The 16,051-nt window shown below is 53.3% G+C and carries 18 protein-coding genes and 1 tRNA gene; 11 read left to right on the top strand and 8 right to left on the bottom strand.

The genetic code is table 11. The features are described 5' to 3' along the window. Positions 1-58: 58 nt before the first annotated feature. Entirely contained in the window at positions 59-463 is a 405-nt protein-coding gene (locus R1T41_RS20550) for an OsmC family protein (RefSeq protein WP_062959424.1), read from the bottom strand. Between the two features lie 197 nt (positions 464-660). Between R1T41_RS20550 and R1T41_RS20545 the strand changes: the two genes are divergently transcribed. After that, positions 661-1,002 carry a hypothetical protein gene (locus R1T41_RS20545; protein ID WP_062952150.1) on the top strand — a complete coding sequence of 114 codons (342 nt, stop codon included), beginning with the start codon at positions 661-663 and terminating at the stop codon, positions 1,000-1,002. A gap of 167 nt (positions 1,003-1,169) precedes the next feature. Beyond that, positions 1,170-2,837, top strand: a complete 1,668-nt coding sequence (locus R1T41_RS20540) for a GGDEF domain-containing protein (RefSeq protein WP_317338919.1) — start codon at positions 1,170-1,172, stop codon at positions 2,835-2,837. Positions 2,838-2,956: 119 nt separating this feature from the next. On the opposite strand, the gene glnA is transcribed toward R1T41_RS20540, so the two are convergent. Next, positions 2,957-4,366: a type I glutamate--ammonia ligase gene (gene glnA, locus R1T41_RS20535; RefSeq protein WP_062952153.1), complete on the bottom strand. Its 1,410-nt coding sequence runs from the start codon at positions 4,364-4,366 to the stop codon at positions 2,957-2,959. Between the two features lie 64 nt (positions 4,367-4,430). After that, on the bottom strand, positions 4,431-4,769 hold the full coding sequence (locus tag R1T41_RS20530; protein WP_007091888.1) for a P-II family nitrogen regulator: 339 nt from the start codon (positions 4,767-4,769) through the stop codon (positions 4,431-4,433). Between the two features lie 425 nt (positions 4,770-5,194). Here R1T41_RS20530 and R1T41_RS20525 point away from each other — a divergent pair, with 425 nt between their 5' ends. Then, positions 5,195-6,367 (top strand): aminotransferase, encoded by a 1,173-nt coding sequence (locus R1T41_RS20525; RefSeq protein WP_317338916.1) that lies wholly within the window; start codon positions 5,195-5,197, stop codon positions 6,365-6,367. A gap of 80 nt (positions 6,368-6,447) precedes the next feature. On the opposite strand, the gene R1T41_RS20520 is transcribed toward R1T41_RS20525, so the two are convergent. Next, on the bottom strand, positions 6,448-6,786 hold the full coding sequence (locus R1T41_RS20520; protein ID WP_317338915.1) for a rhodanese-like domain-containing protein: 339 nt from the start codon (positions 6,784-6,786) through the stop codon (positions 6,448-6,450). Between the two features lie 116 nt (positions 6,787-6,902). Between R1T41_RS20520 and R1T41_RS20515 the strand changes: the two genes are divergently transcribed. Further along, positions 6,903-7,769 carry a LysR family transcriptional regulator gene (locus tag R1T41_RS20515; RefSeq protein WP_317338913.1) on the top strand — a complete coding sequence of 289 codons (867 nt, stop codon included), beginning with the start codon at positions 6,903-6,905 and terminating at the stop codon, positions 7,767-7,769. A 12-nt stretch (positions 7,770-7,781) separates the two neighbouring features. On the opposite strand, the gene R1T41_RS20510 is transcribed toward R1T41_RS20515, so the two are convergent. Next, positions 7,782-8,708 carry a LysR family transcriptional regulator gene (locus R1T41_RS20510; RefSeq protein WP_317338912.1) on the bottom strand — a complete coding sequence of 309 codons (927 nt, stop codon included), beginning with the start codon at positions 8,706-8,708 and terminating at the stop codon, positions 7,782-7,784. Between the two features lie 169 nt (positions 8,709-8,877). On the opposite strand from R1T41_RS20510, the gene R1T41_RS20505 reads away from it, so the two are divergent. After that, positions 8,878-9,591: an SDR family oxidoreductase gene (locus tag R1T41_RS20505; protein WP_317338911.1), complete on the top strand. Its 714-nt coding sequence runs from the start codon at positions 8,878-8,880 to the stop codon at positions 9,589-9,591. A 52-nt stretch (positions 9,592-9,643) separates the two neighbouring features. Next, the gene (locus R1T41_RS20500; RefSeq protein WP_317338909.1) at positions 9,644-9,880 is read left to right on the top strand and encodes a 4-oxalocrotonate tautomerase family protein; all 237 of its coding nucleotides are present in this window, start codon (positions 9,644-9,646) and stop codon (positions 9,878-9,880) included. 81 nt (positions 9,881-9,961) lie between these two features. Here the strand turns inward: R1T41_RS20500 and R1T41_RS20495 are convergent, their stop codons facing one another. After that, positions 9,962-10,963, bottom strand: a complete 1,002-nt coding sequence (locus tag R1T41_RS20495) for a Gfo/Idh/MocA family oxidoreductase (protein WP_317338907.1) — start codon at positions 10,961-10,963, stop codon at positions 9,962-9,964. Between the two features lie 318 nt (positions 10,964-11,281). Between R1T41_RS20495 and R1T41_RS20490 the strand changes: the two genes are divergently transcribed. Together R1T41_RS20490 and pyrC are read left to right on the top strand one after the other, a co-directional pair. Next, positions 11,282-11,358: transfer RNA gene (locus R1T41_RS20490), tRNA-His, on the top strand. Positions 11,359-11,494: 136 nt separating this feature from the next. Further along, complete coding sequence (gene pyrC / locus R1T41_RS20485; RefSeq protein ID WP_317338905.1) at positions 11,495-12,550, top strand: dihydroorotase; 1,056 nt, start codon at positions 11,495-11,497, stop codon at positions 12,548-12,550. A 70-nt stretch (positions 12,551-12,620) separates the two neighbouring features. Here the strand turns inward: pyrC and R1T41_RS20480 are convergent, their stop codons facing one another. Beyond that, the gene (locus tag R1T41_RS20480) at positions 12,621-13,415 is read right to left on the bottom strand and encodes a putative metalloprotease CJM1_0395 family protein (RefSeq protein ID WP_317338903.1); all 795 of its coding nucleotides are present in this window, start codon (positions 13,413-13,415) and stop codon (positions 12,621-12,623) included. 138 nt (positions 13,416-13,553) lie between these two features. On the opposite strand from R1T41_RS20480, the gene R1T41_RS20475 reads away from it, so the two are divergent. Together R1T41_RS20475 and R1T41_RS20470 are read left to right on the top strand one after the other, a co-directional pair. Further along, complete coding sequence (locus R1T41_RS20475) at positions 13,554-14,018, top strand: DUF547 domain-containing protein (protein ID WP_317338901.1); 465 nt, start codon at positions 13,554-13,556, stop codon at positions 14,016-14,018. Continuing rightward, positions 14,011-14,397, top strand: a complete 387-nt coding sequence (locus R1T41_RS20470) for a DUF547 domain-containing protein (RefSeq protein ID WP_317341601.1) — start codon at positions 14,011-14,013, stop codon at positions 14,395-14,397. Before R1T41_RS20475 ends, R1T41_RS20470 begins: the two co-directional genes overlap by 8 nt. 18 nt (positions 14,398-14,415) lie before the next feature. Here the strand turns inward: R1T41_RS20470 and R1T41_RS20465 are convergent, their stop codons facing one another. Then, positions 14,416-14,634: a hypothetical protein gene (locus R1T41_RS20465; RefSeq protein WP_142994519.1), complete on the bottom strand. Its 219-nt coding sequence runs from the start codon at positions 14,632-14,634 to the stop codon at positions 14,416-14,418. A gap of 312 nt (positions 14,635-14,946) precedes the next feature. Here R1T41_RS20465 and R1T41_RS20460 point away from each other — a divergent pair, with 312 nt between their 5' ends. Continuing rightward, a complete protein-coding gene (locus tag R1T41_RS20460) occupies positions 14,947-15,909 on the top strand; it encodes a DMT family transporter (protein WP_317338897.1) in 963 nt (320 codons plus the stop codon). The last annotated feature ends 142 nt before the right edge of the window (positions 15,910-16,051 follow it).

Here is a 16,051-nt window from a genome sequence, read left to right as displayed (position 1 = left end):
ACTAACAAAAAAGCGGCCCGAAACGGACCGCTTTAAAGCAGGCCGGCAAATCAGGCACTTATTCCATGATTTCCCAGCTATGTGTGATTTCGGCAGCCTTCGACAGCATGATCGAGGCTGAACAATATTTTTCGGCTGACAGTTCAACCGCACGGGCCAGTTTGGCTTCGTTGAGGTTTTCACCCTTTGCCTTGAAATGCAGATGGATTTTCGTGAACACCTTGGGATCGGTTTCAGCACGTTCGGCTTTGACATCTGCCTGAACATCAATGACCTTCTCGCGGCCTTTCTGCAGGATATGCACGACGTCAATCGATGAACATCCTGCGAGCCCCAGAAGCAGCATTTCCATCGGGCTAGGGCCAAAGCCGGTGTCCCTGTTGCCATCCATGACCACTCCGTGGCCAGATCCACTGGTGCCGGTGAATGTCAGATTTTCAAGCCACTTTACGCGTGCTTCCATGATCGGTTTCCTTGTCTCGAGAATTCCATGCTTCATCGTCTAGCCTGCCTGACCGGATCGTGCAAGCCGTGATCGTACTAGGCAGTTACAGGTTGAAAAACATCAAAGGCAGGGGTGTAAAACTGTTATAGGAGTTTTTACCTTAACAGGAGATAATGTATGTCATTCCAGACCGTTATCGCCAAGGAGGGTAAATCATGACGCAGGATGCCGGACGCAGCAAAAGCCGTTTCATGATGGCCATGGAACATGTTTTGCGTGAAGTGAACCATGAAGTCATCAGTCCTGCGATCCCCGATATGAGCGTCGATACGGCCTTGCCGCTGATTATCAACGTCGCCAAGCTTCGTGCCGATTATCTCAAATATGCTTTCAAGCTCAGTGCGGACCGCAAGGATAATCACCCGACGGCCGAAGAACTGGCGAAGCTTAAGCATCTGCGCGAAAGCTATCAGGAGATGCTGGCAGCAGCCCGGGAACTCGAACATTGCATCGATCGGGGATATATTGATCTGCCAGTTGGAGATAAAAAATCCTGACGGATTGGCGCTGGCCGCAAGAGCAGTCTTGCCATATACTTACGTATGCAATATGAGCCTTGTAAAAGGCCTTTCAAGGGGTCTGGATTTACAAAAGATCCAATGGTTTTGGGGCATTATAGATAACACGGGAAAGGGAGTGCGTCGCAAAGCGGCGCGTACGTGTATTGTCAATTGCTCCGGACGTCGTCGCCACAGCAGCATTGGCGCGTGACGGCATTATATTTATCGGTTCGTCCGATCTTAAAATCGTTCATGCCAACCCGGTTGCGGTTAATCTTTTTAACGCATCGAAATCGGCTTTGCGTGACGGCAGCGAAATCAAACAGTTTCTTGCATTTCTGGCGAAAAATGCTGAATTCGCCTCGGGTGATGGTGTTGGAGCCGTGCGCGAGACGCTTGGCCTGATTTCCGGTAAAACAGCCAAGGCGGACTTGCCCGCGTTTCAGACGGGCGGTAAAAAAGTCACCTGGCGCAAGGCCGAAGGTCCCGAAGGTCTGACTGCGCTGGTCTTTCGCGAAGCGGGCAAGGCCGAGGAGCTTGCCAAGGCTTTGTCCGATCACAAGATTTTCATCCAGCATTTAATCGATGTTCTGCCGATCCCGGTTTACCTTAAAAATCTGGATGGTGTGATTAACCGTTGCAATGACGCGTTTGCAGAGTTGATCGGCCATGAGCCCAAAAAGGTGATCGGTAGCAAACTTGCCGATGTCGCCTCTAAGCCATTGGTCGCGCAGATTACCGATTACGAAGCACCACTACTGATATCCGAAGGGCATGTGCGGCACGAAATCGATTTCGAGATGGGTGGTGTTGAAAAATCAGCATTGTTTGCTGTTGCAAGTCTGAAAGGTCCAAGTGGTTCGATTGCCGGGACCATCGGTTCGCTGATTGATGTCACATCGTTGAAACGTGCGCAGGCAGAAGTTGCTGCTGCGGCGCAACGTTTGACCGGATTGCTTGAAAAAGCCCCTATTGGTGTTGGCATATCCAGCCGAGACGGTGGTGAATTCCGGTTCTTCAATAAAATGTTCGGCAATCTTCTGGCACTGAACAGTGACGAGACGATGCCAACCGATACGGTCCTTCTTTCGGAACGCTACCGCGAAAAAAGCCTGCAGGATATGGATATGCTCGGCGAATTGCAGGATGTCGAGCTTCGTATTCGTCGCCCGGCGGATTCCGACGCAAGATGGCTTAAAACATCCATGGAGCCGCTCACATTCGAAGGACAGGAATCCGTTCTTTGGTGGCTAAGCGACATCACCAAGCAGAAACTCGCCGCGCGTGAATTACAGAACAAGGCGAATAACGACGAACTGACAGGTCTGGCCAACCGTGCGCGCTATATGCAGAAACTTTCGCAGTGCGAGACGGTTCTGCGAGGTACAAATACTGCGGCGTCGATCTTTCTGCTTGATCTGGATGGCTTTAAGGCGGTCAACGATACTTTGGGGCATGCGGCAGGTGACTGGGTTCTTGTCGAGACAGCGAAGCGTCTTAAACGGGTTGCACGTCGCGCCGAAGAAGTGGCCCGCTTGGGCGGGGACGAGTTCACCCTGTTCTTTATTAACAAGGGTTGTGAAAATGAAATGGCCACTCTGGCTGATGAGATCATTACCGAGATTTCCAAGCCCTATGTATGGGAAGGAAATGCGTGCGATATCGGTGCATCCATCGGTTTTACCGTTTTTGATGCCGGTTATTGCGACATGAGCGAACAATTGCGCCGTGCGGACAAGGCCATGTACGAGGCCAAGGCCGCGGGCAAGGGACAGGCATGTTTTTATCGACCGGAATTTGAACCTGACCTGCATAGGGATGACAGTACCTAACGCGGATGCTGGTAATAAGCTTTTGTTTTGGGTGAGAAAACTAAAACAAAAGTGACAAACAAAAACGCCCGGCACATGGCCGGGCGTTTCGTGTTCGATGGTCCTTTCTGGTGAAAGGATCAGCCGCTGTAGTACATGTCGAATTCGACCGGATGCGGCGACTGTTCGAAGCGGATAACTTCTTCCATTTTCAGAGCGATGTATGCGTCGATCAGGTCGTCGCTCATCACATCGCCTTTTTTCAGGAAGTCGCGGTCTGCGTCGAGGCTGTCAAGTGCTTCATGGAGCGAACGGCAAACGGTCGGGACTTCTTTGAGCTCTTCCGGCGGAAGGTCATAGAGGTTTTTGTCCATTGCATCGCCCGGGTGGATCTTGTTCTCGATGCCGTCAAGGCCAGCCATCAGCATTGCGGTGAATGCGAGATACGGGTTGGCAAGCGGATCAGGGAAGCGGATCTCGACGCGCTTGCCCTTCGGCGAAGCGGTGTACGGGATACGGCAGGAGGCCGAACGGTTACGAGCCGAGTAAGCCAGAAGAACCGGTGCTTCGAAGCCCGGGACCAGACGCTTGTAGGAGTTGGTCGTCGGGTTGGTGAAAGCATTCAGTGCTTTAGCGTGCTTGATGATGCCGCCGATATAGTACAGGGCGGTGTCAGACAGGTCAGCATAACCGTTACCTGCGAACAGCGGCTTGCCTTCGTGCCAGATCGACTGGTGGGTATGCATGCCCGAACCGTTGTCACCGAAGACCGGCTTCGGCATGAAGGTTGCGGTTTTGCCATACTGGTGTGCAACCATGTGGATGCAGTATTTGTAGATCTGAACGGCGTCGGCATGTTCGATCAGGGTGCCGAAGGCGATACCCAGTTCGTGCTGCGACGGTGCAACTTCGTGGTGGTGCTTTTCGCAACGCACGCCCATTTCGTTGATATAGTTGACCATTTCGGCACGGATGTCGTTGGCCGAGTCAACAGGCTGTACCGGGAAGTAGCCGCCCTTCGGACCCGGACGGTGGCCGCGGTTGCCGCCTTCGAATTCGGTGCCGGTGTTGTAGGGGCCTTCTTCGGAGTCCAGCTGATAGCCCATGCCTTCGCCAGCGGTGGTCCAGCGAACGTCGTCAAACATGAAGAATTCCGGCTCTGCGCCGAAGTATGCGGTGTCGCCGATACCAGCGGATTTCATGTATGCGAGTGCGCGTTTCGCGGTCGAACGCGGGCAACGCTCGTAACCCTGGCCAGTGGCCGGTTCGATAACGTCACAAACGATGATCAGGGTCGGCTGTGCGGTGAACGGATCAACAACTGCGGTTGACGGATCCGGCATCAGGATCATGTCGGATTCGTTGATTTCTTTCCAGCCGGCGATCGACGAACCGTCGAACATAATGCCGTCAACAAAAACGTCTTCGTCGATCGTGCAGATGTCCTGCGCGGTGTGCTGCCATTTACCTTTGGTATCGGTAAAGCGCAGATCGACAAACTGGATGCCTTTTTCTTTGATAAGCTTAAGTACAGAAGCAGCGTCAGACATGATGCAACCCTTTAAAACTCAAAATTAGTGACCGTACGATGTTCAATGTCAGGTAACAGACCGATTAGATCGCGTCGTTGCCCCGTTCACCGGTACGAATGCGGATCGCGTCCTCAAGCGAGGAAACGAAGATTTTACCGTCACCGATACGACCGGTATGAGCGGCTTGCTGGATTGCCTCAATCGCACGCTCGACAAGCGTGTCCTCAACGACGATTTCCAACTTTACCTTCGGCAGGAAGTCCACAACATATTCGGCGCCGCGATACAGCTCCGTATGGCCTTTCTGTCGGCCGAAGCCTTTGGCTTCGGTAACGGTAATCCCTTTGAGGCCAATCTCCTGAAGGGCCTCTTTGACCTCGTCAAGCTTGAATGGCTTGATGATGGCTTCAATCTTTTTCATTAAGCGCCCTCTGCTTTTTGCGAGAGTTGCGTAGAACTCGGAAAGCTCAATTGCTTTGCCGCGTCAATTGCACGGGCCGTGCCAGTTTTGGCCCGCACGATCATTCTAAGGATTCTCTGCGCGAAAACCCAGCAAAACCCATGAAATTTTTAAGATTTTCTTGAATGCATCTGGTCGACTTTTAGGCATAATGTTTAAAATTTATGCAAATGGCCTGCGTGCGTCGTGTTCAATGTGGTTTCCATCTATCCGTGCTTGCCTGATCAGCCCGCATCATGCGACAGAATATACAGAAAACGCGGACCATGACGGTTGGGGATGGATCATATAATCTGTCTGCCAGAAATATGATCTCTGCCATCAGACATCTTAAATAAAAGGCCGGTTGCCACCGACCGGTATCGATACACAGATAAGGACGCCTCATGACCGAATTTGTCGGAAATCCCCTTTTCGCTTCGGGCGGCATCACGATTTTTGAAGTGATGAATGAACTGGCCCAGAAACATAATGCCATCAATCTGGGGCAGGGCGCACCAGATACCGACGGCCCGGCAGATATCCGCCAAGCTGCCGCGCGTGCGACGATGGAAATGTCAAACCAGTATCCGCCACTTGCCGGGGTGCCAGAACTGCTTCGGGCGGTTGCCGACCATAACAAGCGTTTTTATGGCATAGAGGTTGATCCGAAAAAAGAAGTCCTTGTTGCTGTGGGCGCGACCGAGGGGCTGGCAGATGTGATCCTTGGTCTGGTCGCTCCTGGCGATGAGGTGATCCTGATCGAACCGCTTTATGACAGCTACCTTCCTATGGTGAAGCTGGCAGGGGGTATTCCCAAGCTGGTGCGTGTTACCCCGCCGCATTGGGAATTGCCGCGCGAAGAGCTTGCCGCAGCATTTTCCGAGAAAACTAAGCTGATCCTGATCAACTCGCCACAGAACCCGTGTTCAAAGGTCTATGGTGATGATGAATTGCAGTTCATTGCCGATCTTTGCATCAAGCATGACGTCATCGCGCTCTGTGACGAGGTGTATGAACATCTGGTTTTTGACGGGCGCAAACACAAACCGCTGATGACTTTCCCCGGTATGCGCGACCGCACTGTGCGGATCGGGTCGGCAGGAAAGACATTCTCGCTGACAGGATGGAAGATCGGGTACATCACGGCATGTGCCAAACTGATGGAGCCGATCAAAAAGGCACATCAGTTCCTTGTTTTCACTGTCCCGCCGGGGCTGCAGCACGGTGTTGCCTACGGGCTTAACAAGGGTGATGATTATTTTGAAGGCTTTACGGCCGAAATGCAGGCAAAGCGCGATTTCCTGATGAAAGGTTTGAAGGAAGTCGGTTTTGGCGTTCTGGACTCTCAGGGTACTTATTTCATTACCTGCGATTTCCGTCCGCTCGGATATGATTGCGACGATGTCGAGTTTTGCCAGATAATGATCAAGGAAGCCGGTGTTGTCGCGATCCCGGTTTCAGCCTTCTATCAGGGTAAAGATGGCGGGGTGCGGAACTTTGTGCGGTTCTGCTTCTGCAAGCACGAAGAAAAAATGACCGAAGCCATCGAACGGATGAAAAAGGCTTTTGCGAAGTAGAGAAATGCCTTGGCGCATTATGAAACAGGCCGACAATTGTCGGCCTGTTTGCGTTTTAGGAGGGGGTGAACAGGGATCTGCTACAGCGTGCCCTGACCTTGCAGAGGAAGACCTGCATCCCGCCAATCCTGTTTGCCTTCGTGGTAATCGCGGACATTGCTGTAACCAAGATCGGACAGGGTATCGGCTGCAAGCCCGGAATTGCGGCACGGCCCATTCGCGCAATAGACCACGATGGGGGCTGTTTTGTCGGGCAGGACCTGCGTGACTTTTTCGGCGATCAGGTCATGGGGGATGTTGATCGCACCCGGTAAATGGGCATCGACATAATATTTTGCCGGAAGTGCTTCGATCAGGGTCGGGGCGTTTGGCCCGGCAAGGGCGGTTTTCAGTTCGTCGCGGGTGATTTTAACAGCCATCTGCCGTCTCCTTTATGTGACGTAGTGTTTGATTCCTTGATTATTGATGCGCTGTTTTGCGAAGTAAATTTGTGATAAATCACATATTGTGTGCACAAAAGCGAACGGTGATTTGGATGCTGGAATGGGATGATCTGCGACTGGTTCTGTCTGTGGCGCGGGCACGTAGTGTGACGCAGGCTGCGCGCCAAACCGGACTTCATCATTCAACCCTGTTTCGGCGTCTTGCAGATATCGAAGGGCGATTGGGCAATAAACTGTTCGAGCGTAATCAGGGCGACTATCAGCCAACCAATGCCGGGCAGGTGGCGATCGAGGCCGCTGAAAAGCTGGAAGGTGAATTGTCAATTTTGTCGCGCAAGCTGGCCGGGACGGATATCCGCCCGAGCGGTACAGTCAGGCTGACCACAACCGATACACTGCTTCATGCGGTTCTGGCCCCCGATCTTGCGGCGTTTGGGGTGGCTTTTCCTGAAATCACGTTGCAGGTTGTCACCGATAACCGTTTTTATGATTTGAACCGGCATGACGCCGATATTGCCATCCGCCCGGCGAACGCACCGGACGGCAGCCTTGTCGGACGCAGAATTGGTGCGATCACATCGGTGGTTTGTGGATCGGATGTTTTTGATGATTGCGAAAACGCACCCTGGATCACCTGCGATGAAAGCCTCGCGCATATCGCTGCCGCCCGATGGCGTGATAAAAACTTCGCTGATGGCCGGGTGGCGTTGCGCAGCAATTCACTTTTGAACGTTGCGCGTCTTGTTGATAGCGGCGCGGGCGTGGCCGTTTTACCGTATTTTCTGGCGCAGGCTTTCGCCAATATCCGGGCACTGGGTAAACCGATCAACGGACTGGATAATGATCTGTGGGTTTTGATCCATCATGATTTGCAGGCCGTGCCGCGTATCCGGGTATTCAATGAATTCATGTTTGCAAGATTAAAGGCCAAATCAGCACTGTTTGCCGGTGGGGCATGAACAAACAGCTTGTTATCTTCTGGCGCAAATAGCATTCCTGCGGCTGAATTCTGCCCTCAGGCGGGGAACCACATAATCGACAAAGGTGCGCACACGTGGCGTGGATAGCCGTCCCTCGGGGATGACAAGATGAACCGGGATGGGCGGTTCTTCGTCATCTGGCAGTAATATTCGCAATTCGCCCCGTTCGACATGTTCGGCAATCTGATAGGAATATGCCCGCGTAACCCCTTTGCCTTCCACGGCAGAGGGCAGGGTGCCAGCAATGCCGTTGGCGATCAGGCGGGGTGTAAAACGCACGACCCGAGGCGCACGGTCGGCTGTTCTGGAGGGAAAGGACCATCCGGTTTCGCCTAACTGGGAATTGGCAATGCATTGATGGCCAGCCAAATCCACGATCTCGCGGATCGGTGGATTGTTATCCAGATAGAACGGCGAAGCACACAGCAGGCGCCGGACTTCGCCCACGCGGATGGCTATCATGTTGGAGTCAGTCAGATGGGCGATACGCAATGCCACATCAATGCCTTCGTCAACAAGACTGACAATCCGGTCAAGCAACAGAAGCTTCGCCCGTACTGTTGGGTGCAGGTCAAGATAATCATCAAGTATCGGGCGCAGGATACCGGCCCCGCTGGTGATAGGGGCGGTTACGGTCAACAGACCGCGTGGTGCCTTTGTCTCGCTTTCTGCCAGAAGGTCGGCTTCTTCGATATCAATGAGGATGCGACGGCATGCAGAGGCATAGCGTTCACCCGCCTCGCTAAGACGAAGTGCACGTGTGGAACGGTGCAGTAATTGCACACCGATATGATTTTCCAGAAATGTCAAAGCCCGCGTGACTGCAGCGGGGGACCGGCCAAGCTTTCGTGCCGCCGCGGCAAGACTGCCTTCATCCAGGGCGGTGATGAAAACCTTCATTGCATCAATGCGGTCCATTGTTCGTTCCTCAAATCGAAAGACTGAATTGCATTTTTCGCTAATTCCTTCGAATGGCGCAATTAATTAAACCATTGGTAACGCTGTTGCCCAATGGGCGAATTCAAATTTCCTGAACGGAAAGTATGGTCATGATGCCTGCATCGTTCAGTTTTTTAGGAATGAAGTCATGAGTAACGAACGGAAAGTTGCCATTATAACCGGTGCTTCCCAGGGCATTGGTGCCGGTGTTGTCAAAACCTATCGTGAACTGGGATATGCGGTGGTTGCCAACTCACGCAATATCGCGGCTAGTGAAGATAACGAAGTCGTGACTGTTGCCGGTGATATCAGCGACCCGGTGATTGCGGCAAAGATTGTTGAAACTGCGGAAGACCGTTTTGGGCGGATTGATACCCTGATCAATAATGCGGGCATTTTTATCAGCAAGCCATTTCATGAATATTCTGCCGAAGATTTCGAGAATGTTCTACGGGTGAATGTTGCCGGGTTCTTCCACATCACGCAGCGTGTCATTCCCCTGATGCTGCGGCAGGGGCGCGGTCATATCGTCCAGATTACAACTGGTTTGGTTCATCAGGCTCTGGCCGGTGTTCCATCCGGTTTGGCAACCCTTACAAAGGGCGGGTTGGACTCGGTAACCCGTGGGCTTGCGATTGAGTATGCCAAGCAGGGTATTCGTGTGAACGCCATTGCGCCGGGCATCATCAAAACACCGATGCATGCACCCGAACATTTCGAATTCTTCGAAGGCCTTCATCCGATGGGACGAATGGGCGAGGTTGAAAACATTTCTGATGCTGTTCGTTATCTCGAACTGGCCGACTTCGTTACCGGTGAAACCCTGAATGTCGATGGTGGTCAGCACGCCGGTCGCTGGTAACTCCGATGTTGATCCTAATTGTCGAGCCGGGCCTATGCCCAAGGAGAACAAGATGCCTTATGTGAATATCAAGATCACCCGTGAGGGAACCACCAAGGGAGAAATCAGCACCACGGTCAAAGAAAAGCAGGCCCTGATAAAGGGGATTAGCGACCTTTTGTTCGAGGTTCTGGGCAAACCGCATAACAGCACCTTCGTTGTCATCGACGAAGTCGAGACAGATAACTGGGGCGTTGGCGGTATTCCGGTTACCGAGCATCGAAAACAGGCTGCGGCAAAGGCCGGTTGAAATCGGTTTCAAGCCAAATACAAGTACAAAGGGCGCAGCCGAATAGCTGCGCCCTTTTCTTCGTCTTCTTTTCGGTAGGTATCAGGAACTGACCATTTCCCAGCTTCCAGTACGTGCAGAGCGGCTCAGAGCATCGAGGATCTGCATATTGGCGATGGCGTCCTCGATCGGATAATCGATCGGGCTTTCGCCATTAAAGATCGCCGTCGCATTCTCTCCCTGCAGGGTATAATGGTTGCAGATCGGGAATTTGATTTCGCGTGCTTCGTCAAAACCGGGCTGTTTTTGCGTGCCGATACGTATCAGTGCCGGATTTTCAGGGATCGGGTTGAACGGCATAATGATTTCGACGCGGCCTTCGGTGCCAAGGATATGAACGCGTTGCACGGCAGCCGACTGTGTGCCGCAAACAAAGCTTGCCTGAATGCCGCTTCCGAAATCGAGCATGCCCGAAACAAGCCGGTCGGTGCCGAATTTCGGATCCTTGTCCATCAGGGAAACCACACGCACCGGTTCCTTGCCGGTGATGTAGCGCGGGCCGACGATGCAGTAACAGCCGATATCAAGCAAACCGCCGCCGCCGATATCCTTTTTGTTACGCACATTGTTCGGATCGGCATTGAAATAGGTAAAGATGCTTTGCACCGTGGTGATCGTACCGATCTGACCGCTTTCAACGAGCCGACGTGCTTCCTGCCACTGCGGATGATGACGGACCATGAAGGCCTCAAGTACATGCTTGCCGCTTTTGTCGCGCGCCGCAATCAGGCGCTTGGCATCTTCGGTGTCCAGTCCGATCGGTTTTTCGCACAGTACGTGTTTTCCTGCTTCCAGCGCCTTGATCGTCCATTCCACATGAAGATGGTTGGGCAGGGGATTATAGATTGCCTCGATTGACGGATCGGCCAACAGTTCTTCGTAGGAACCATAGGCGCGCGGAATGCGCAGGCTTTGGGCGGTTTCGCGCGTTTTTTCAAGATCACGTCCGGCAATGGCAAGAATTTCAAGTTTGTCGCTTTCCTGCATGGCCGGAATGACCTTTTCCGTACCGATCTTTGCCGTGCTGATGACGCCCCACTTCATTCCGATACTCCGTATTGTTTTCTCTTTGTGGCGCACATGACGGTTCAGGCCGGTGCGCCGTGTTAATTTCGCCCGGAATGGCGGGCGTGTTCAAGATATTGAATTGGTTTAATTAGGCCACTTGCGCGATCACGCAAGATGTTCAAACGGATGGGATGCCTGTTCGGTTGGATTGGATGCAATGATATACCCGATGTTAAAACCCGCAGTCCCCCGGATTGTGCGACTTTGCGAAGTTCCGGGGAAAACAGGGCAAAAAAGTAAAAATATGCGCTTGACGTCCGGGGCTCCCGGCGATAAAAACCGCGCCACACGACGGCGGGTGTAGCTCAGGTGGTTAGAGCACCAGATTGTGGCTCTGGGGGCCGTGGGTTCAAGTCCCATCACTCGCCCCATGTGAAAAGGTCAGGCAGAAATGCCTGACCTTTTGTCTTTCGGGCCGCTTTCCAATTCCAAAACCGGGACTGATCTGTTAGTTAGCCTTTGCGCTCGCGCCCATTCGTTTGTTCCGGTTCCGAGGAGGTCGCCCCCATGCCCGCAAATTCAGTAAATCGCATTACCTTTCGCCGTCCCGATGACTGGCATCTGCATCTGCGCGATGGCGCGATGCTTGAAGGGGTTATTGGCGAAACCAGCGAACATTTTGCGCGTGCGATCATTATGCCGAACCTTGTGCCGCCGGTGGTCAAGACCGCTGATGCGATTGCCTATCGTGACCGGATTAACGCGGTCATCCCGCAGGGTCACGACTTTACGCCGCTGATGACGCTTTACCTGACCGAAGGCACCAATCCCGACGATGTCGAAGAAGGATATCGAAATGGCGTGATTACGGCGTTGAAGCTGTATCCGGCCGGGGCGACGACGAATTCGGCAAGTGGAGTGCGCGATTTCGACAAGGCGATGCCTGTGCTGGAACGCATGGCAAGTCTTGGCATTCCACTTTGCGTGCACGGCGAAGTTACCGACCCCGAGATTGATATTTTCGACCGCGAGGCCGTGTTCATCGATCGCGTTCTTGATCCGCTGCGCAAGCGTTTGCCTGAACTTCGCGTGATCATGGAACATATCACCACCGAAGACGGCGTTGAATACGTCAAGGCCTCTGACAAGAATCTTGGCGCGACGATCACGACGCACCACCTGATCATCAACCGTAATGCCATTCTGGTTGGCGGCATTCATCCGCATTTCTATTGCCTGCCGGTGGCCAAGCGTGAAAAGCATCGCCTCGCATTGCGCAAGGCCGCGACCAGCGGTGATGTGCGCTTCTTTCTGGGGACTGACTCAGCGCCGCATACCGATGATCGCAAGGAAAGCGCATGCGGTTGTGCCGGTATCTTTACCGCCAATAACACGGTCCAGCTTCTGGCCCATGTGTTCGAGGAAGAAGGGGCGCTAGACAAGCTTGAAGGCTTTGCCTCGGTCAACGGGCCGCAATTCTATGGTCTGCCGTTGAATGGCGACAAGATCACGCTGGAAAAGCGCGATGAGGCGGCAGCATTCCCGGCCAGAATTGAAACCGGTGAGGGTCCCGTCACAGTGTTTGATCCGGGTTTCCCGATTTACTGGCACTATGCCGATTAGGGTTGCGCCCATCATGTTCAAAAGGGGCTTGCCATGTAGGCCCCTTTTTTCGTGGCTTCCGAGAATACAGTCAGCCCGTAATATCGATATTGCCCGGTGCCGCGTTCAGTCCCAGTGTCATGCGGTAGCTTTCTGCGGCCGCAATCGCCTGTGTTGCGATCATCGCACTGATATTACGTGAGGCGCCCTGCGCAACATTGAAGTCGGCCGATGATGTTCCGGGCATAGAGGCGGCGCGCGATATGGCGGCCTGATTGGCAATCGCCGCAATCCCGTCAAGGCCCTGAAGCGGATGAATGCTGACCTTGCCGCCCGTGGCATAAAGCCGCCCGTCGGGACCGGCGGTGTAGCTGTAACTGATCATTCCGGCATTCGCGCCGGCAAGGGTCTGATGGCTTTCTTCTTCGGTCCGGACATTGGCGTCCCGTGCCTGCAATTCACGTACAATCTCGCGTTCGCGGTCGGTCAGAAGGGCTGGGTTGCTTGTTGGTCTGCGCGCACTTTCAGGTGTTTCCTCGCGCGCTTCGCGTTGTTGCGTGGCAGGACTTCGGGTGTCGGGTGCTGCTGCCCCCGGCAGGGTGCGAGGATCAAGCTGCTGAATGATGGTTACAATTGATGCTGCGCTGTTGACCGGCGAAGAAGGCGCGTTTGCCGCTATATCGGATGCCTGTGCGGCAGAGGTGGCTTCGTTGATCGGACGGATCGAAACGGCGGCAGACCTTAATTGTGGCCCAGCAGAACCATTACCGGCAGAACCAGAATCTGCCGATTGGTGTCCGGCACCGAGGAGGGCTCGGGTGGCAATGACCTGCCCCAATTGCCCGCCACTGCCGGGGATAAGCTGAATTGCACCGGCCTGTGTCATGGGATCATTATATATCAACTTGTGGTTAGGTGTATATAATTGGCGGTGCTGCCATCACGGCAGTTTGATGTGACCTTGAACGGCCCGTCGACCATAGAATGCAGGATCGCGGATGGATGGTGCCGGGGAAATGACATTTTGAAACGTTTATGGATGCCGGTCGTGACCGTGCTTTGGGCTATGTTGCCGGTGGTTGCATTCGCCGCACCGGATGCTGATCTTTGGCCGGCATGGCAGACCCATGACACTTCAAACGAAGCAGAAATTGATCATTCTCCCTGGCAAACGATTCTTGATCATCACCTGATTGTGGTTTCGTCGGGTGTCACAAAGTTCGATTATGCCGGGGCCAAATCATCAAGCCGTAAACAAATTTCAGACTACCTTGCCGCAATGCAATCCGTTGAAATCGATGGATACAGCCGCGAACAGCAAATGGCATTCTGGATCAATCTTTATAATGCGCAAACAGTTGCGGTGGTCCTGGATCATTATCCGGTCGACAGTATTCGCGGCATCAATATTTCGCCTGGCTGGTTCTCGGTGGGGCCGTGGGACAAAAAACTTCTGCTGGTCGAGGGACGGTCACTGAGTTCTGAATGATATTGAACATCGCATCCTGCGTCCGATCTGGCAGGATCCCCGCATTCATTATGCGCTTAACTGTGCGTCGATTGGCTGTCCGGCACTGATGGCAACGGCCTATGACGGCAGCCGTATAGAAGAGCAACTTGATAAGGCTGCTTTGGCGTTCATTCGGGATGAGCGCGCGGTGCGAGTGGCAGAAGATGGATCAGAGGTGGAGTTTTCATCGCTTTTTGACTGGTATCGATCCGATTTTGGCAAAAACGATGCCGCGTTTTCCGATCATCTGGCGCGCTATGCCGGATTGGAATTCGCAACATGGCTGAGCGTCCACGGGGATGACTTGCCAATCAGCGGCTATCATTACGACTGGTCATTGAACGATAGCGGTCCGTGAGTCGCGGTCGTTCAGGCATCAGGCCGCATCCGGACGCAGGCCGGTCATACGCCAGTCATGGGGGGCTGCTCCGCTGCTGCGAACCCGGACAGGGCGCAATGGCAGGCGATTTTGCAGAACCTGATCAATCGTGTGACGAACGTCACTGGCAGAAATACCATCGTAGCGCATTAATGTCTGGACGATCGGATCGGCCAGCATTTCCTCAATGGTCAGTTCCTGATCCACATATTTCATTGCTCGCATCCCATTCATATTGTTGCGCTCACAGTAAAGCGATTGAAAATCATTCGCAACAATTAAGTTGTGTCCATTGTCTTTTTTCATCTTTTCGCTGCAAAAGCGTTGTGCTGCGTCAAAGCCCGGCAGGCGATTTCGCGCTAGACAAGATGGGGCTTTATTTTTAGGTGGTGCCGATTGCAGGCCGTATTATGGGGCGGCTGATTTTCAGCTATTCGCTTGATTCTCGTGTTTTCTGGCTCTAACGCTGTCAGTTGGCTTTCGATGTTCGATAAAGCCCAAAAACTGTGGCAAGAATAGGCTGGGAAGATGACACGTCCGGGAATTCGTGAATTTGCGTTGCTGTTTTTGCTGGCGCTGATGTGGGGCAGCTCATTCACCTTCATCAAGATCGGTGTGCATGCCTATTCGCCGTTGGTGGTCGCAGCCGGGCGGCTGAGCGTTGCCGCACTCGTGCTTTGGGCCTTTGCTTTTATCCGGAAAAGTGACCTCCCAAAGGGGCGGCGCGCGTGGTGGTCTACCTTCTTTGTTGCGTTGCTGGGAAATGCTATCCCTTTTTTCCTGATCAGTTATGGCGAAACGGAAATCGATGCAGGGCTGGCGGCAATCCTGATGTCTGTCGTGCCGCTGACAACGGTGGCGCTGGCGCATTTCGTGACGCATGATGAAAAACTTTCGACGGGCAAGGCGCTTGGCGTGGTTCTTGGCACCATCGGTGTAATTGTTCTGGTCGGACCGGAAACCCTGACCGGGCTTGGCGGACAGCTTGTTTTTCAGCTGGCTGTTTTGATCGCGGCGGTGTGCTACGCGATTTCATCGCTGGTTGCGCGCAATCTGCGCGATCAGCCCCGCGTCGGATCTGCGGCGGTGATTCTGACTTTTGCCGCATTGATGCTCGCCCCCTTTGCGCTGTTTGTTGATCAGCCCTGGAATATGGGATGGGACGTTGATGGGGCGCTATCGATCCTGTATCTGGGGATTTTCCCGACCGGCATTGCCATGTTCCTGATTCTGTATCTGATTGCGCGTGCCGGCGCGAGCTTTGTGGTGTTTAACAATTACCTTGTGCCAGCCGTCGGTGTGATGGTCGGTTTTCTTGTGCTTCAGGAAGTACCTCAGCCCACCAGCGTGATCGCGCTTGGCGTTATTCTGGCCGGGATTGCCGTTTCGCAGATACGTTTCGGGCGAAAGACTGTTAGGGATAAGGATGTTGCCGAGATTGAATGTGACCCGGTAGCACCGATCATGACCGCACCCAATGGTAAAAAGTAGCCTTCAGGCCGGGCAATTTTGCTTAAAATACGATTATTTCGGTCGTTTGTGCCTAATGCCGGGACAGGCAGATTTGTCAATATTGTTTGTGCCGGACAAACCTGATACTTTCCGGCTCACTGGTCAGGCATATGTCCATATG

This window comes from Thalassospira lucentensis, assembly GCF_032921865.1.
GTDB classification, from domain to species: domain Bacteria; phylum Pseudomonadota; class Alphaproteobacteria; order Rhodospirillales; family Thalassospiraceae; genus Thalassospira; species Thalassospira lucentensis_A.
This window is presented reverse-complemented; position numbering and strand designations above follow the sequence as displayed.

Coding starts and splice junctions, on each gene's coding strand:
- R1T41_RS20550 (WP_062959424.1), bottom strand. CDS start 463: ATGGAAGCACGCGTAAAGTGGCTTGAAAATCTGACATTCACCGGCACC.
- R1T41_RS20545 (WP_062952150.1), top strand. CDS start 661: ATGACGCAGGATGCCGGACGCAGCAAAAGCCGTTTCATGATGGCCATG.
- glnA (WP_062952153.1), bottom strand. CDS start 4,366: ATGTCTGACGCTGCTTCTGTACTTAAGCTTATCAAAGAAAAAGGCATC.
- R1T41_RS20530 (WP_007091888.1), bottom strand. CDS start 4,769: ATGAAAAAGATTGAAGCCATCATCAAGCCATTCAAGCTTGACGAGGTC.
- R1T41_RS20525 (WP_317338916.1), top strand. CDS start 5,195: ATGACCGAATTTGTCGGAAATCCCCTTTTCGCTTCGGGCGGCATCACG.
- R1T41_RS20520 (WP_317338915.1), bottom strand. CDS start 6,786: ATGGCTGTTAAAATCACCCGCGACGAACTGAAAACCGCCCTTGCCGGG.
- R1T41_RS20515 (WP_317338913.1), top strand. CDS start 6,903: ATGCTGGAATGGGATGATCTGCGACTGGTTCTGTCTGTGGCGCGGGCA.
- R1T41_RS20510 (WP_317338912.1), bottom strand. CDS start 8,708: ATGGACCGCATTGATGCAATGAAGGTTTTCATCACCGCCCTGGATGAA.
- R1T41_RS20505 (WP_317338911.1), top strand. CDS start 8,878: ATGAGTAACGAACGGAAAGTTGCCATTATAACCGGTGCTTCCCAGGGC.
- R1T41_RS20500 (WP_317338909.1), top strand. CDS start 9,644: ATGCCTTATGTGAATATCAAGATCACCCGTGAGGGAACCACCAAGGGA.
- R1T41_RS20495 (WP_317338907.1), bottom strand. CDS start 10,963: ATGAAGTGGGGCGTCATCAGCACGGCAAAGATCGGTACGGAAAAGGTC.
- pyrC (WP_317338905.1), top strand. CDS start 11,495: ATGCCCGCAAATTCAGTAAATCGCATTACCTTTCGCCGTCCCGATGAC.
- R1T41_RS20480 (WP_317338903.1), bottom strand. CDS start 13,415: ATGACACAGGCCGGTGCAATTCAGCTTATCCCCGGCAGTGGCGGGCAA.
- R1T41_RS20465 (WP_142994519.1), bottom strand. CDS start 14,634: ATGAAATATGTGGATCAGGAACTGACCATTGAGGAAATGCTGGCCGAT.
- R1T41_RS20460 (WP_317338897.1), top strand. CDS start 14,947: ATGACACGTCCGGGAATTCGTGAATTTGCGTTGCTGTTTTTGCTGGCG.